This window comes from Chryseolinea serpens (assembly GCF_900129725.1).
GTDB classification, from domain to species: domain Bacteria; phylum Bacteroidota; class Bacteroidia; order Cytophagales; family Cyclobacteriaceae; genus Chryseolinea; species Chryseolinea serpens.
In genome coordinates, this window is the sequence record NZ_FQWQ01000003.1 from 183,609 (window position 1) to 200,550 (window position 16,942).

The window sequence follows — 16,942 nt, forward strand, 5'->3', positions numbered from 1 at the left end:
AAAACCTTAACGGCTTTCGACGTGGTTTAGATGTTGGCCGGCAAACAAAGTCACAACGGCCCTGCTCCAGTGCGCAAAAATGGCCTCAAAATGAGGTGCAGGAGCCTATTTCCGACCCATCAAAAAGGTCAGGGCCAGGGCATAGCCCTCCATGCCAAAGCCGGTGAGCATGCCGGCGCATTTGGAGGTGATCAGGCTTTTGTGCCGGAACTCCTCGCGGGCATAGACGTTGGAAATGTGCACTTCCACCACCGGCGTCTTGATCCCCCCGATGGCGTCGTGGATGGCCACCGATGTGTGTGTATACGCCCCGGCATTCAACACGATCCCATCAAACGAAAAGCCCACCTCATGCAACTTGTTCACGATCTCGCCTTCCACGTTCGACTGGTAGTAGTGGAGCGACAACGACGGAAAACGCTTTCTCAGCGTCTCCAAAAAGTCTTCAAACGATTCACTGCCATAAATGGAAGTCTCCCGCTTGCCAAGCAGGTTCAGGTTGGGGCCGTTGATGATTTGTATGTTCATGGGGTTAAGTTAAGCAGGAAAGTTACGGGCCCAAGGCGAAATAAAAAATCTCCGCCTTCGCTGAAGCTTCGACGGGCGCGGCCCTTTTGAGGCTTCTTCGAAGGAGCCCGCTGAGGCTTCAACGAAAGCCATTAACTTAGTGCCATGAACTGGGACCTCCATACCAAACATTTCAATCATTATCTCAAACTCGAGCGTTCCCTGTCGCCAAACTCCATCCAAGCCTATTTGCACGACGTGACCCTGCTTCAACAATTTATGAGCATGCACCACCCCAACACGTCGCCGCTCACGGTCACCACTAAACATTGCCAACAGTTCCTTCAATATATCAACGAGCTGGGCATGAGCGCCTACAGCCAGGCGCGCATCCTCTCCGGTCTCAAGGCCTTTTTCAAATACCTGCTTTTCGAGTCGCTCATCGAAAAAGATCCCACGGCCTTGCTGGAAGGCCCGAAGCTGGGCCGCAAACTTCCCGATACGCTGAGTTATCCCGAGATCGAAAAGCTCCTGCAGGCCATCGACCAATCCAAACCCGAAGGCGGCCGCAACCGCGCCATGCTGGAAGTGCTCTATAGTTCAGGGCTCCGTGTCAGCGAACTGGTCGACCTCAAGTTAAACGACGTCCACGCCGACGTGGGATTTCTCCGGGTCACCGGAAAGGGAAACAAAGAGCGGCTTGTGCCGATTGGCCGTGATGCGTTGAAGTATACGAAGCTTTACGTGGAGGAGATCCGCGGACGTTCGCCACACAAGCCGGCGCAGAAGGGGCATGAGGGTTTTGTGTTCTTGAATCGAAATGGAAAGAAGCTCACGCGGGTTATGATCTTTACGATCATCAAGAATCTCGCCCTCCATATCGGGTTGAACAAGACGATCAGCCCGCACACGTTTCGTCACTCGTTCGCCACGCATCTCATCGAGGGTGGGGCCGATTTACGTGCAGTGCAGGAAATGCTAGGTCACGAATCCATCACAACCACCGAGATATACACACACCTCGACCGCGATTATCTCCGCCAGGTGATCCAGGAGTTTCATCCGCGCGCATAGCCGGCCTCCCGTTCTTGCCCTTAAACGCATTTGGCTCGATTCCCTATGTTTATTCAACAGGCGACTTCGACTTCGATGCAAAAACTGATTTTATACTTTGGTATGACGGAACATTTTATCTATACCTAACGAAATTTGCGACTAACAACAATAATGTCAAGTTGCTAACTAAGGCAAGGCTTAAAAACATGATAGATATTAGTTTTCGCGAATAGCTCAAACAAACAACTCGTAGTAACTACAAAACTGGCTCATACATAGCAAGGATGTGGAAATTTAAATGACTATTTAGATGAAAAGAGTAAACATAGAATATGGTGAAATATTATGATTCATTCAGCTACCCCGGGGTAGAAGCACCAAAATAGCTTTTAATTTAGCGCAGAAACTTTGGTATGGCACGCCGCTTGATTTAAGCGGTACCACGTCATGGACGTAGAAAGATTTTTGGTGATACCAATGATATAAATAAGTTTTATGAGAATTACAATTACAAAACATGGATTGACACAGAGTACTATGTGTGGAATAGCGGATTATTATCTTAGCGTCATGAGGTTCCTGCGGACATTTATAATGCTAACCCTTCTGAGTGGTTCTTTGGCCGGACAAGGACTTGATACGCGAGCCGAGCTCGATGTGGAGGGTCGCGTGGCAGGGATCAATGTCGCTCCAAATGGAAAATTGTGGTTGGTCTCTGCGACCGGGCACAGTTATTACGCGGAGCGCATTGACTCAAACTGGCATTACGGGCCAACTATATTTTCCGGTAAGAATGGCAAGCCTTGGGACGATCCCACATTTGACCGCGTGTCATTCTTTAACCAGGATACGGCTTTCATTTCGGGGTACATCTCAGTGGTGCATGGAGATTTGGTCAAGAACGGTATTTACGTAACATCGAATGGAGGACGCGACTGGAGGGTTGTTGACTTTGGTGGCAACGACTGGATTTATGATGCTTTTGTAGACCGGTCGGGCCGCGCCTGGATGGGCGGTTCTTCCGGGGATATTTACTTTTCTGGGAATTTTGGTGATGCCTGGACCAAACTCAATTCTCCGTTTAACTCCTCCACCCGAATGCACAAGATATTCATGGCGAACAGCAACGACGGCGTGGCCGGGGCATTGCACAACCAGATTTACATCACCCACGACAATTGGCAAACGTCTCAACAGATCGTAACGCCGGAGGATCAACGCAAAATTGATGTTGATGATTTAACCGGTGAAAGGATTGAGTCCGTAGCACTATGGAATAGTAGGGTAATTGTTAGCCAGGGCGGGCGAGTTTTCAATTCAGGGCTTGACAACATTATGTGGGAGCCATTTCCCTTTTCCGTTTCCGATTTCCATGTCGATGCGGAGAGCCGGATGCTCTATTGCGTATTGACAAACAAACACGTCATACAGGTCGACAGCAATATGCGGCCAACGTACCTGACCAAAGATCCGCTGCCGGCCATGCCGTGGTCGATCCAAGTCGTAAAGGATGAGGTATTTCTGCTAGACGAAGCCTTTGCTATTATCAAACTAAAAAAGGATGGGTTCACCCGGGCGGCCTTTTATACCACCGACCGGAAAATTGCCGAGCCGGCGTTGATCGGGAACGGTCCTTTGCTCACATGGGGATTGAACGGCAATCAGTTGTATATGTCCCGGAACCACGGAGTGGACTGGTTTAGATTGGAAGAATTTGGCCGTCGTTTTCACGACCTGTTGGTATTGACCGATAGCCTGGTGGTACTTTGGGATGGCAACGACAACTACACCTACTCGCTCCATGATCCTTTGCTGCGCCCCTATGTCCATACAAATCCGCTGTCGGATTTCTTGAAAGGGAAACTGGTTTCCGTCCAGATAGATGCCGGAAGTCGCGGATGTTTCCACAATGAAGGCAACATCATTTCTTATCGCGTGAAAAATGACACCACGCTTTCATCCATGGAAGCAGTCAGCAGCTCCTACGACGACCGCCATCAATCTTTGTTCCGAAATGAAGTCAGTCTGGTTAGTCTTGAAAAAATCCTACGGACGGTAGATTTGTATGCCGGCCAAGGGCCCACCATCGACAAATTTAACATTACCGATTCCGACAAAAATCAGTACCTCAAATTGGTGCGTAAGCGCGCTCAGCATCGTGGCTATGATGGATATGCGGCATTCAAAAAAAATGAAACAATCTACAAGAGCATGCCGTCATTGCTGGACACGCTCAGCGCAACATCGATAAAGAAGGCTCTGGATCGCGGAGAGAGATTTTGGAGTACGACAAGTTATTGGTTTAATGTGGATTTTGTCAATGCAGAGGGAGATACCCTGAGCGCGACGAGGTACTATTTTGAATCAAACAAACCTTGGAATTTGCCCTGGCGGTTTCTCTACAAAGGACGGCATTTCAATAGCTATGAGGTCGCATTGTCAAGATTTATCGACACCTGCGTACCCAAGGACTTTATCGGCAAGCAGATTTTTAGCAACAGCAATTTTCTTATGGAGCTGGCGGATTACCTGGTCGAAGAGAGACGTACTCGTTATTAAGCTATTCCCAGTAAAAAACTGTATTTGCTATGAAATTCCTTTTATCCATATCGATGTCTTTCCTTTGGGTTGCGGCGGTGATAGCGCAAAACCCTGTTGAGCCCCATAGCGTCTCCTTTGATAAGATACTTCAACAATTCAAACAGTCATTCCGCAGTGATCCGCTTTCTGGTGAAAAGAACGACTCCGTAACCGCTTCCTGTCTTTTCCGCACGGATCAGTATGGTGTCTCCATAAGCAAGAATCCCATCCCTTTTGACACGGCCCACATCATACTAAAGAATCCTTACTACACCGACGATTTTGAGGATTACGATGATAATTACAAAAACTACCCGGCGTCGTACTCGGTGATTTACGACAACAAGCTTGTTTCATTATTTGGTAACGGCAAGTTTGTTTGCCACACCTTGCAGGGCTTTACAAGAGATGCCGGCTTTGAAAAAAAACTGAACACCAAACGATTCAAGTATCATTGGATAATCAGTAACCACCTGGCCGCGCTTTCCGGAAATACGATCTATGTCTGGAACAACGGGTGGACTAAATTGAAGACCCCCTTTCCATTGCGAAAGCAGCCGAAGCTTTTTGAAGATAGTCGATTCATTGTCTTTAATGATTGTCATGGAGAATTTGGAGGAACAGTTTATTTCTTTGAAAAAGCATCCGGGAAAATTTTCTTCACAGAATCGACGTGTGCGAACTCGGTATATAAGGAAGGTGACTTCTATTTTGTACTGGCACAGTTGGGGCATATGCTTGGCACCTCAGAGATTAAGTCAATTGAGGATCCGCGCAAACTTGCCATGGCCGGGAAAAAGGAAATAAGCAAAATGAAGGATGGTCAGACGTTGGGATACGCAGACAAATCCGCGGCATTTAAGAAGCTGCTTGATTTTTTTGAGATTCAATTATTTTCAAGCTTCCGTGCAGGACAAAGACAAATCAACATCGCCCACCTGAATGGACTAACATTTTTGGCGGAAATCAATGGAACCGACATACAGATCGTAAATCCCTTGTTTAATAATGAAATCTACACGCATAATCCACTCACCACTCGCTATGACGACTATGTTTTGGTGAACTTGGACTTTTATGGTACCGCGTTGGACAAAGAAGTGTCGGTAATCATTGTGGACGATAAAAGAGTGACGAAGGTTGATTGGAATGAAAATCAAAGTCACTAATACGACTGAATTTAGCAGGCCTGTTATGAGGAAAAACGTTATTTTTACCAACTACACCCTGGCTATATGAAATTCTCTTGCCCAACAGCGCTGATGTTTCTTTTGCTGGTTTCCCGGTCGCTGGCTCAAGTAGCCCCCGATGCACACGAAACCTTTCACATCAAGCCCACCAAAGATTTTGAAATCACCGGAGCCGGCAATTCCGCGGCGTGGAAGGATGCGGATTGGCTCACCCTAACCCAACGCCAGGGAAACAAATCCTATGCAACAAAAGCCAAATTGCTTTACAGCGAACAAGGGATCTACGTACTTTTCCATTGCGACGATGAAAAGATAACGGCAACCAACACGCAAGATTTTGCCGACCTATGGAAGGAAGATGTAATGGAAGTTTTTTTCTGGACCGATGAATCCTCGCCGCTCTATTTTGAATATGAGATCTCACCCCTCAATTACGAACTCGCGCTGCTGATTCCCAACTATGACGGGCAGTTCCTGGGATGGCGGCCCTGGCATTACGAGGGCGACCGGAAAATAAAACACCTCGTCACCACCGCCAAGGATGCAGCCGGAAAGATCGCTTCCTGGACCGCGGAGATCTTCGTTCCCTACAAATTGCTACAACCCCTCCAGCACGTACCGCCTCAAAAGGGAACCCGCTGGCGCATGAACATGTACCGGGTCGATTTCGATGATGGGAGAAGCGCGTGGTCGTGGAACAAAGTGAAAACCAATTTTCACGACTACAAGAATTTTGGCATTATGCTGTTTGAATAACAGTTGTAGCCTTCCCTGTTTAAAAGATTTTCCATAAAAATATCTTTCGTACCTTCGCCCCATGAATCGAATCATGTGTGTAGCCTTGTGTGCGTTCTTTCTTGGGTTTAGCCTTTCCTACGCCCAAAGCGTTGAAACGCACACACAAAAAGGTGTGGACCTCACCGAATACAAGACCTTCACCGTCACCAAAGGGGAGTTCATGACCCCCGCCGACGAAAAGAATACCTCCGAAGACGCCCTGTTCGCGACCATAAAAAAATCGATCATTAAAGAACTGGAAATGCGCGGCTATACCTACGTGGACGACTCTGCCCAAATGGTGGTGAGCTACGTCGCCGGTGGCTATAACTTTACTGACGGCGGCTCCAACGGTCCCCTTGGCCAACGCCCCGCCGACAACCCGGTGGACATGGACCAGTCGCGCACCTGGTCGCGCGAAACCCGCGAAGGTATGATGATGATCGAGATCGACGATGCGCGCTCCAAAAAAGAACTCTGGAAAGCCAACGCCACCCTGGTGCTCAACGGCGCCGACCTGCACCGTGCGTTGGATGCTTCCGTGTATAAAGCCTTCAAGAAATTTCCCAAACGGAATAAAAAGAAAAAGTCGTAACGCCCTGCATGTACTCCCTGATCCGTCCCCTGCTGTTTGCTGTCGATCCTGAAAAAATCCACCACATTGTTTTTGGCTTTCTCCGTTTCGTCGGCCGTGTCCCCGGTGGCAAGACGTTGCTGCGGTGGGCCTATCACTATGAGCACCCCAGCCTGGAGCGCGAGCTGTTTGGCATCCGCTTCAAAAACCCCATTGGCCTTGCTGCCGGGTTAGACAAAGATGCGCGGCTCATCGACGAGCTGGCCTGCCTGGGTTTTGGTAGCATCGAGATCGGCACGCTCACGCCGCTGCCGCAACCCGGCAACGACAAGCCCCGTCTTTTTCGGTTGCCACAGGATCAGGCGCTCATCAACCGCATGGGCTTTAACAACGAAGGGGTGGAGGCTGCGGTGCAGCGGCTGAGAAAAAGAACGTCGCGGGTCATCGTCGGCGGCAACATCGGCAAGAACAAAGTCACGCCCAACGAAAACGCGATGGATGACTATGTGCGCGCCTTTGACGCCTTGTTTGATCACGTAGATTATTTTGTCATCAACGTCAGCTCGCCCAACACCCCGGGCTTGCGCGCATTGCAGGAGAAGGAACCCCTCGGAAAATTGTTGCAGTCCATCAAGCAACGCAGCCTGGCCAAGCCTCATCCCAAACCCGTACTCCTGAAGATCGCCCCTGACCTCACGCCCGAACAACTCAACGACATCGTCGACATCCTGCGCGAAACGGGAACCGACGGCGTCATCGCCACCAACACCACCATTTCCCGCGATGGCCTGCGCGCCAGCAAAGAGGAACTCGATCGTATCGGCAACGGGGGGCTTAGTGGCCGACCGTTGACGGCGCGGTCCACCGAAGTGATCCGCTACTTACGCACCTCCCTGGGTCCAAAGTTTCCCATCATTGCCGTCGGTGGCATCTTTTCGCCGGCAGACGCGATCGAAAAAATAAACGCAGGCGCCGACCTGTTGCAGCTTTATACCGGGTTTATCTATGAAGGTCCCGCCCTGGCCAAAAGGATCAACAAGCGCCTTGTGAAGCAGAAAATTTGAGTGCCGGTGCCCCCGGCCTCTGCTCATGATTTCTTATCGAAATTCAAAGTTGCCTTCACCGTACCTTGCACTTCGACTTTCGTGTCGGGATCGGTATAGCTGCCGTCCTTTTCAATGTACAGTGTGAGTTTCTTGTCGGTGATTTCCTGGATGGTGTATGTGCCCGACAAGTCGATAAATTCAGTGCCGAAGGTGACCGATAGCGTGAGTTTATCATTGTTCTGTGACCACGTGCCCGTGGAGGTCTGATTGTCGTCCGTCAATATCGCCGTGCCGTCGGACTTGAATTCCACCACGGCATCAAAGGTGTCGTCGGTTTGTTTGTTGGGGAGGGTAACGCCATAGACCGTGATCTCGGCCGTGAGCAAGGTGCCCTGCCATTTTCCGGTGACGGAAGGATAGGACTTGTCGTCGTCCTTGCACGACACCAGGAGGATGAAACTCAAACCTAGGAAGAATGTGATAATGCGGGGGGTCATGATGCTTTAATTTATAAGTTCGACAAAAGATCTATTGTTGTAACGCCATTTTTGGTCGTTCTGTTCGAACCCTTAAATAACGAAAGATAAAGTGTAACCCTGTTGCGCAGAATGCGTTGCTCTTTGCGCATTTGTTCATTATCTTTAGTATACTCACAACCTCATTCCGATCGACCCTCTCATGAAAACAAGAACCCTGCTTCCTGCTTGTCTCTTTCTGCTTTGTAGTGTGCTCTTCATCTCCTGGAAAACCTGGGAACGCCCCAAGGCGAAGGGATATGGAAAATTACCCAACACACCCGTTGCCTTATGTGGCGCCATCTCGTGGGACATGGCCGACACCTTGCTCGCCCAACCGCGGTTGCTCAATGGTCTCGGCGATCTGCACTACCCCGTCACCACCACTTCGCTGGAAGCACAAAAGTTTTTTGAACAGGGCCTGAGACTTGTCTATGCTTTCAATCATTGGGAAGCCATCCAATCGTTCCGGGAGGCCACGCGTCTCGATCCCGAGTGTGCCATGGCCTATTGGGGACTGGCCCTTGCCTATGGACCCAATCTCAACGACGTAAATCCGAAAGACCGCGAACGCCTCGCACTCGAAGCTATCCAGCAAGCCCAAAAAAGAAAGGCCCGGATCTCGCAGGTAGAAAAAGATATGATCGATGCGTTGGCCACCCGTTATAACGGCAAGGCCTACGAGGTGCGCGACTCGCTCAACCAGGTATACGCCGGCGCCATGGGTACCATCGCCCAACGCTACCCCGAAGATCCCGAAGTGCAAATTCTCTATGCCGACGCGGTGATGAACACCATGCCGTGGGACTACTGGCTACCCGACGGCAAGGCCAAACTTCAAACCCAGGAAGCGAAACGCGTGCTGGAGTCGACGCTGGCAAAATTTCCCCGGCATCCCGGTGCACACCACCTCTACATACACCTCATCGAAGCCTCGCCCACACCCGAGTTGGGCTTGAACAGCGCCAAGTTTTTAGAAGCCGCCATGCCGGGCGCGGGACACATCGTGCACATGCCTTCCCACATTTACATCCGCACAGGCGACTACACCCGCGCGGTGACCACCAACGTGAAGGCCGCGGAAGTGGACGAAAAATATTTGGCGCGGTCAGAGAACCAGGGCATGTATCGCCTCATGTACTACCCGCACAACATCGATTTTATTTGCTATAGCTCCTACATGGAAGGCCGGAGCAACCTGGGCATTCAATCGGCGCTGAAGCTGGCGTATAAAGCCAATTTTATTTTGTCGAGCGCGCCGGGCTTTTCGCAGTACATGCAAGTGGAACCCATGATCGCCTACACACGCTTTGGCAAGTGGAACGACATTCTGGCCTTGCCCGATCCGGGGAAAGAACCCTATCCACAAGTGATGTGGCGCTTCACCCGCGGCATGGCTCTGCTGCGTACGGGCTTTGCGTTGGAGGCCAAGTACGAACTCTCTAAGCTCGACTCGCTGGCCAAGCTGGATGCCCTGAAGACGATGTACATCTCCTTCAATCCCGTTTCCATGGCAGCAGGCATTGCCTCCGACCTGTTGCACGGCGAGATCGCCTTAAAAGAAAAGAAGTTTGACGAGGCCATCACGTTCTTTCAAAAAGCCGTGAAAGCCGAAGACGGCATGCGCTACAACGAGCCCCCCGACTGGAAATTGCCCACGCGCCATTTCCTCGGAGCCGCCCTGCTGGAAGCCGCCCGATTTGCCGAAGCCGAACAAGTATACAACGAAGATTTAAAACGCAACCGCGAAAACGGCTGGTCCCTGGCGGGCCTCCACCGCGCCCAACACGAACAAGGAAAAAGAGACGCCGTCCTCAATACCGTCAAACGCTTCTCCGCCTCCTGGAAAAACGCCGACATCACCACCATCACTTCCCGATTCTAACTTTGGAATTCTAATGGCTCCTTTCAGTTCTACAATAAGACCTGAGAGGAGCCTAAGCTTTGCGCCAACTCTGCTCGCTCGCTTGCTTGCTTTGCCCGCCGAAGCTTCAGCGAAGGAGGGCCCGCCGAAGCTTAGCGAAGGTGAGGCTGTAAAATATGAAATCGCCAGGACGAGACGACTAAAGAACTCAGTTCCCCAAAGGCTTCATATAACTAATCCCAACAATAAAAGCCCGGTTGGTATTGTTCGTATTATCATGCGCATTCGACTGAAGGTCCAAAACCCCCAACTCATACCGCAGGTCCAACGACAAACTTCCATTCTTCAAAAAATACTCCAACCGTCCACCCACGTTCGGCCCAAAGTCAAAGCGCTTCGTGCCGGTCTGGCTAAAGTCGACGTTATCCGACGCCCCACCCGGATCGTACCCTTTGGTTTTATAAACGCCATTCAGCCAATACGCCGTGTAAATCCCCACGTTGGCATGGAGTTTAAAATTCTTTAACCCCGGCATAATGAAAGTATAATCAACCATGATCGGTACCTCCAGGTAATGTGCCTCCAGTTTGTCGGTGATGGTGTTGCACACTTTGTGGTAATAGCCCTTCTGGATGTAGTGAAAATCCAGGGCAAGACCAAAGTGCGGCCCCATTTGCTTGAACGACGTGAAGCCAAACGTGTAGCCGACATTCGAGGCTTCCTTCCACGGCGTTTTTGTTTTATAGTTGGAGAAGGTCGGTCCGGCTTTCACACCGATATACCAGATCTGCGCCGAGGCCAGCGAGGCAGAAAAAAGAAAAAGGATCAGGAATGCTATTCTCATGGTCGTGGCTTAAAAGGGTTCTAAAACATATTCGAATTCATCGGGGCCGGTCTTGTTCACATCGCGCTCGATGACGAGCACGATCTTGCGCGGCGTATAGGACTTGATGATGTAAGGCTCTGAGATGCCTGTCTGCGGGGTCAACGTCAGCACCGTGTTGTTGTTGCCGATGGTCCACGTACCGGTGTCGGCAACACCCGACAGGTTGACGCGGTTGAAATTGGCCGTGGTAGCTGTGGTGGGACTGGGCATGATGAGCGTGAGCTTATATTTCTCCAGGTCGATCGATGTATCGAGCACACCGTTGGCGTAGATCTGCGTGAGCCGCCACTCGCCCGACAGCACGCACATCTTGCTGGGGCAATCGGGAATGTCTCCCCCGCACGACACTTCGAGGACCAGGAAGACAAGAACAGTTATTTTGGCAAGGATAGATTTCATATCGTGATAAATTGGCTGAGTGAACTGCTGGATTAGTTGACCTTGATGATTTTGTGCGCCTGCTTTTGTGCGCCGTTGTCGATCATGAGCACATACGGACCCGCAGGCAAGTCGCGCAGCGACAACACGTGTTCCTGGCCGCTGCCCTGAACAACTTTCATCGGCCGGCCGGTAATGTCGTTGATGGTGAATGTTACGGAAGCAGCAGCTTCTTTCAGGTGTATGTTCAATTCATCGCGTACCGGGTTCGGGTACAGTGCTAAAATGTTGCTTGGTTTTTCCGTGCCTGTGATCAGATAGGTATAATCGGTGGAACGCCCCACACAGCCAAAGTACGTTACTTCGACAGCGTACGTGGCGTTTTCAAACATGTTGATCGGTAGCGTAGCCGTTGTAGCACCGCTGACGGCGACATTGTTTCGATACCACTGTATAGTGCTTCCCGCGAGTGGTGTGGGAGTAGTGAGGGAGGTCCCGTCTGCGGAGGAATTGATCACCGGTGCGGCGGGGCAGATGCCGTACTCGCCATAATTCTCGCGGTTCTCAATACCAAAATAGTTGATGTATCCGCCGACATAAAGTTTGGTAGGCGAGATGGAGAGGGCCTCGACTTCATAGCCTCCTTCTCCGCCATCACCATTGTCGGGCAACCAGGGGTTGAGTGCGCCGGTGGCCAAAGAGAAGGAACACAAGCCAGGCCGAAACGTGAACGACTTTCCAACGTAATCGAAATACCCTGACACGTAGAGATCGGTAGCGCTCAAGGCTATATCACTGACCGACCCACCAAAAAGGGTATCCCACGGAAGTGTTTTTCCCGCACTGAGATCCAGGGCGGCAATGCCCGCGGTCCGAACCTGTCCGCCGATACCATTGGCAAAATCGCCTACGACGTAGGCGGCATTGGGAGCCACTCTGATCTTGCGCACCGGGCCGTTGCTTATCGGTGCCCAGGGCAATACCGCACCACTGGTGGCATCGATGGCTGCGAGGTTGCCACGCGCATTGCTGCCCCCTACGAGGCTGAAGGATCCTGAGGCATAGACGGTGTTGCCAACGATGTCGATGGAGAGCACCATTTGATCGATGGTCTTGCCATCGCCAACAGAAGGATTCCACGCATTGGCCGCACCCGTGGTCAGTTCGACTGCCGCAAGTCCGAAGCGTATGGTGTTCGCGTTATTGACCGACCTAAACCGACCTGCTACATACAACAGGTTGTCTTTGATGCGAATGTTGTAGACCTCCGCATTGGGATCGCCCACGCTAAGGCCATCGACCGACGGATCCCACGGCAACAATGCGCCGGTGGTGAGGTCAAAGGCCGCAAGGTTGTTGCGTGTATCCCTGCCGATGAGATTGAACCGCCCGCCGATGTACAGCACATTGCCTTTAACAGCGATCGTGTTGATGTTGCCACCGCCACTCAGGTCGACGGGAAATGGCCATGCCTCGTGTGTGGCCTCGCTCATGAGCACGAAACCGGGACGGTCAAGCCAGTTGAAGCCATTCATGTAGCCACCTACAAAGACAGTCGATCCTACGGGTGTTACAACGGAGCCGTAGGTTGTGTTGGGTCTCGGCGCCCAGTTTGTGACGGTGACGGTATTCAGATCGGAGATGTCGATACTGGCAACGCCATAGCGCTGAATCGCACCCACGTAGTCAAAATACCCTGCCAGATAAAGCATGTTGCCAAGGGATGAGAGTTTGGACACAGACGAACCGGTCATCGCAGGGTCCCAGGCCAGCAGCGAAGCTTTGCCCCTGTCGAGCGCCACCAGCGTGGTTCTGGGGGTGCCGTTGACGGCGGTGAAATATCCAGCAACAAAGACCACGTTGGTCGTGACCTCGATGTCGTTTACATAAACCTGGTAGGGCGTAGCCGTCAGCTTGGCATCCCAGGCCGTAAGGGCACCCGCGAGGGTAAATTGGGCCAGTGAGCCCCGCGCCACACCACCTACCGTGGTGAAATAGCCCCCGATATAAATATTATTCGCATCTAATTTGATGACATTCACATAGGGTGTTGATGAGCCCGCGAGCACAGGCGCCCAACTCGTGGGGATCCCGGTCGTTGCGTCGATGGCGGCCACGCCATACCGGGTGGCGCTGCCGATTTTGCCGAAGTATCCGCCCACGTATACGGTGGTGCCGGCGACGGCGATGGTGTAGATCTCGTTGTCCGGTGCGGGATTCCACGCGGTAAGCGCGCCCGTGGTAGCGTTGAACGATACAAGATTTTTGCGGCTTTGTCCGGCAATAAGGGTGAAATTTCCACCGGCATATAACGTGCTGCCATCGAGGGCGAGCACGGTCACGCCGCCATCGGGATTGGGCTTCCATGTCCGGTCTACGGTCTTGTCGCTCTTGATGTGCGCCAGGTTTTGGATGCGCACGGTGTCGATGCCTTCAAAATATCCGGCGACATACCATCCGCCGCTTCCATCCGAAATAACCTCTTGCACGGACCCGTGTATTTTCGGCATGGCCGTATCGACCACGCCCGTCGTCGGATCGGTAGTCACACCACCGCCCTGGTAGGGGCCGGCCTGGGAAAAGTAGCCGGAGAGCATAGTATAACCGTTGGAATGTTCAATGCGGTTGACGTCCGAGTCGGTGATCCAGTTTTCCTGGAGGTGTTCACCGGATTGTGCCAACAGGCGAAAGGTGAAAAACAACGCGGCCAAAAAAGTGACGAGCCTTCTTGACGTGGGAGTAGCGGCAATCATTCGGAAAGGGTTTAAAACAGTTTGAAAGTTAAAAAAAATTGACGGCGGCGCGAAATAATTTCGACCAGTGTACGTTTCGTTGCATTTCCTGAAACGGAATTGCTAGAGCACACCGCGTTTTCTCCGGAATACCTGAAACTTTTGAATTGGGATGGACATTGAATCGGAGGGACGCGCCCGTTCCCGGGAGATCATCCGGCGAAATCCGGCCCCGTCGGTCGGGCCCCGTCGGCCCATTTTTTTATGCGTCGCCCCATGGCAGAATAGCCCGCGCCCGGGATAGGGATATGGGAGTTTTTTCTTTAGTTTTGCGACACTGATAATAAATGGCACAAAACACCTATAAGTCAAATACATTTAAAAAGCCGGAGAAGGAAAAGAAGGGGAAATCGTCCTCGAAAAGTAAAATATCACTCGGATTTCTGAAAGATCCCCGCTTCAAACTGGCGACCGGATTTTTCCTTATGATCGCCGGTATCTACCTGTTCCTGGCACTGTTCTCATATCTTTTCACCGGGCAAGCCGACCAAAGTGTTGTGGAGGCGCACGATGCGTCTGTGATCGAGTCGGGCAAGGAGGCGGCCAACTGGCTGGGCCTGTACGGTGCCATTACCTCGCATTACTTTATCTTCCGGTGGTTCGGCATCTCCGCATTTTTCATTCCGCCCCTGTTGTTCATCATCGGTTTTAAGATCGTTTTCAATCGCGAACTGTTGCGGATTTTTTCCTTTTCCATTTTATCGATTTTCACGGGCCTCTGGCTGAGCCTGTTGCTGGGCTACATGACCATGATCAACGACGGCGTGAGCGAATGGAGCTTCCTGGGTGGCGGCATGGGCTATTACCTGGCCGTGTGGAGCGATGGCATGTTTGGCTGGGGCACCTTCCTGATCCTGATCCTTAGCCTTTTCATTTTTATCATCTTCTATTTCAACGTCACTGCCATCCCCCTCTTTGTCAAAGATCCCAAGCCCATGGGCAACGATGCCATCCTGGACGAAGAGAAAGAAGGCGAGGAACCGCTGTTTTCGGCCTATATCGATGATAAAGACAACTGGCCCGACCAAACTGAGCCCACCAAAGTGGAGCCGGCTCCAAAACCGTTGGTTGCTCCTAAGCCACCCGTAGAAGAGATCCTTGCGGTGAACCAGGTGAAGCTGGACCTCGATACGCCCACGCCTCCCAAAAAAGAAACCAAAGCCGCTGAACCGGTCTTTACGGTAGAAGAAACCACCGACACCGAAAAGCTCGCCGAACAACTGGTGCAGGAGCAAGGCCTTTACGACCCGACCCTGGATCTGAGCGGCTTCAAATTCCCGCCCCTCGAATTGCTGAACGAATACGATGCGGGTAAAGCGGGTGTGACCCAGGAAGAACTCAATCAAAATAAGGATCGGATCGTCGCCACGCTGGTCAACTTCAAGATCGGCATCCAAAGCATCAAGGCCACCATCGGCCCCACGGTGACGCTCTATGAAATTGTGCCCGACGCCGGCATCAAGATCTCGCGCATCAAAAATCTCGAAGACGATATCGCATTGAGCTTGTCGGCCCTCGGCATCCGGATCATTGCGCCCATTCCCGGCAAGGGCACCATTGGTATCGAAGTGCCAAACAAGAACCGCGAGATGGTGGGCATCCGCTCGGTGTTCGGCACCCCGGGGTTTGCCAAAACCGACAAGGAACTGCCCATTGCCTTGGGAAAGACCATCTCCAACGAAGTGCTGGTGATCGACCTGGCCAAAATGCCCCACTTGCTGGTGGCCGGAGCTACCGGTCAGGGAAAATCGGTGGGATTGAACGTGATCCTGACCTCGCTGATCTACAAACGCCACCCGTCGCAGTTGAAATTTGTGCTGGTGGATCCGAAGAAGGTGGAAATGTCGGTCTACAGCAAGCTGGAGCGCCATTATCTCGCCAAGTTGCCCAACAGTGAGGAGGCCATCATCACCGATACGCGCAAGGTGGTCCACACCCTGAATTCGCTCTGTATCGAAATGGAGAACCGCTACGAGATCCTGAAAGATGCCGGGGCCCGGAACTTGAAAGAATACAACGCCAAATTCGTGTCGCGCAAGCTCAACCCGAAAGAAGGCCACCGCTTCCTGCCCTACATCGTGCTGGTGATCGACGAACTCGCCGATTTGATGATGACGGCCGGCAAGGAAGTGGAAACACCCATCGCACGCCTCGCCCAGTTGGCCCGCGCCATCGGCATCCACCTGGTGGTGGCCACGCAGCGGCCTTCCGTGAACGTGATCACCGGCGTGATCAAGGCCAACTTCCCGGCCCGCTTGTCGTTCCGTGTAACGTCTAAAGTTGACTCGCGCACCATCCTCGATGCTGGCGGCGCCGATCAGTTGGTGGGGCAGGGCGACATGCTGTTGTCGTCGGGTTCGGATGTGATCCGCCTCCAGTGTCCTTTTGTGGATACACCTGAAATTGAGAAAGTAGTGGAATTTATCGGGTCCCAGCGCGGTTATGACTCGGCCTATATGCTGCCGGAGTACGAAGGCGACGAAGAATCGGGACCTTCCAGCGTAGACCTCTCGGAGCGCGACGCGCTGTTCGAAGAAGCGGCGAAACTCATCGTGGGCCATCAGCAGGGCAGCACATCCCTCATTCAACGGAAATTAAAGCTTGGCTATAACCGGGCCGGCCGCTTGATCGATCAATTGGAAGCCGCAGGGGTGGTGGGGCCCTTCGAAGGCAGCAAAGCCCGCGAAGTTTTGATCAAGGACGAGCTCAGTTTGGAACAATTATTGAACACATTGAAAGAAAAACACAGTCAATCTTAACTTTACGCAGTTTTTTAA

13 protein-coding genes are annotated in these 16,942 nt (G+C 51.9%); 8 read left to right on the top strand and 5 right to left on the bottom strand.

The window, feature by feature from the left end; genetic code table 11:
- Nucleotides 1-105: 105 nt before the first annotated feature.
- The gene (gene aroQ, locus BUB30_RS20590) at nt 106-528 is read right to left on the bottom strand and encodes a type II 3-dehydroquinate dehydratase (protein ID WP_073137748.1); all 423 of its coding nucleotides are present in this window, start codon (nt 526-528) and stop codon (nt 106-108) included.
- Nucleotides 529-672: 144 nt separating this feature from the next.
- Here aroQ and xerD point away from each other — a divergent pair, with 144 nt between their 5' ends.
- The 6 genes from xerD to BUB30_RS20620 all read left to right on the top strand — a co-directional run bounded on the left by xerD (nt 673) and on the right by BUB30_RS20620 (nt 7,748).
- Nucleotides 673-1,581, top strand: coding sequence for a site-specific tyrosine recombinase XerD (gene xerD, locus BUB30_RS20595; protein WP_073137750.1), 909 nt, complete (start codon nt 673-675; stop codon nt 1,579-1,581).
- Between the two features lie 600 nt (nt 1,582-2,181).
- On the top strand, nt 2,182-4,122 hold the full coding sequence (locus tag BUB30_RS20600; RefSeq protein WP_143165013.1) for a WD40/YVTN/BNR-like repeat-containing protein: 1,941 nt from the start codon (nt 2,182-2,184) through the stop codon (nt 4,120-4,122).
- A 29-nt stretch (nt 4,123-4,151) separates the two neighbouring features.
- Entirely contained in the window at nt 4,152-5,312 is a 1,161-nt protein-coding gene (locus BUB30_RS20605) for a hypothetical protein (RefSeq protein WP_143165014.1), read from the top strand.
- A 66-nt stretch (nt 5,313-5,378) separates the two neighbouring features.
- On the top strand, nt 5,379-6,089 hold the full coding sequence (locus tag BUB30_RS20610) for a carbohydrate-binding family 9-like protein (protein ID WP_073137756.1): 711 nt from the start codon (nt 5,379-5,381) through the stop codon (nt 6,087-6,089).
- 61 nt (nt 6,090-6,150) lie between these two features.
- A complete protein-coding gene (locus tag BUB30_RS20615) occupies nt 6,151-6,705 on the top strand; it encodes a DUF4136 domain-containing protein (protein ID WP_084138275.1) in 555 nt (184 codons plus the stop codon).
- Nucleotides 6,706-6,713: 8 nt separating this feature from the next.
- On the top strand, nt 6,714-7,748 hold the full coding sequence (locus BUB30_RS20620) for a quinone-dependent dihydroorotate dehydrogenase (protein ID WP_073137760.1): 1,035 nt from the start codon (nt 6,714-6,716) through the stop codon (nt 7,746-7,748).
- 23 nt (nt 7,749-7,771) lie between these two features.
- Here BUB30_RS20620 and BUB30_RS20625 read toward each other — a convergent pair whose 3' ends face one another.
- Nucleotides 7,772-8,227, bottom strand: a complete 456-nt coding sequence (locus tag BUB30_RS20625) for a lipocalin family protein (protein ID WP_073137762.1) — start codon at nt 8,225-8,227, stop codon at nt 7,772-7,774.
- 181 nt (nt 8,228-8,408) lie between these two features.
- Here BUB30_RS20625 and BUB30_RS20630 point away from each other — a divergent pair, with 181 nt between their 5' ends.
- A complete protein-coding gene (locus BUB30_RS20630; protein WP_073137764.1) occupies nt 8,409-10,130 on the top strand; it encodes a tetratricopeptide repeat protein in 1,722 nt (573 codons plus the stop codon).
- 187 nt (nt 10,131-10,317) lie between these two features.
- On the opposite strand, the gene BUB30_RS20635 is transcribed toward BUB30_RS20630, so the two are convergent.
- Genes BUB30_RS20635 through BUB30_RS20645 form a run of 3 tightly spaced genes read right to left on the bottom strand, consistent with a single transcriptional unit; the run spans nt 10,318 to nt 14,126 of the window.
- A complete protein-coding gene (locus BUB30_RS20635) occupies nt 10,318-10,953 on the bottom strand; it encodes a porin family protein (protein WP_073137766.1) in 636 nt (211 codons plus the stop codon).
- A 9-nt stretch (nt 10,954-10,962) separates the two neighbouring features.
- On the bottom strand, nt 10,963-11,394 hold the full coding sequence (locus BUB30_RS20640; RefSeq protein ID WP_073137768.1) for a lipocalin-like domain-containing protein: 432 nt from the start codon (nt 11,392-11,394) through the stop codon (nt 10,963-10,965).
- Between the two features lie 32 nt (nt 11,395-11,426).
- Nucleotides 11,427-14,126, bottom strand: coding sequence for a T9SS type A sorting domain-containing protein (locus BUB30_RS20645; RefSeq protein ID WP_073137770.1), 2,700 nt, complete (start codon nt 14,124-14,126; stop codon nt 11,427-11,429).
- 326 nt (nt 14,127-14,452) lie between these two features.
- Between BUB30_RS20645 and BUB30_RS20650 the strand changes: the two genes are divergently transcribed.
- Nucleotides 14,453-16,924 (top strand): FtsK/SpoIIIE family DNA translocase, encoded by a 2,472-nt coding sequence (locus BUB30_RS20650; protein ID WP_073137772.1) that lies wholly within the window; start codon nt 14,453-14,455, stop codon nt 16,922-16,924.
- Nucleotides 16,925-16,942: the final 18 nt, after the last annotated feature.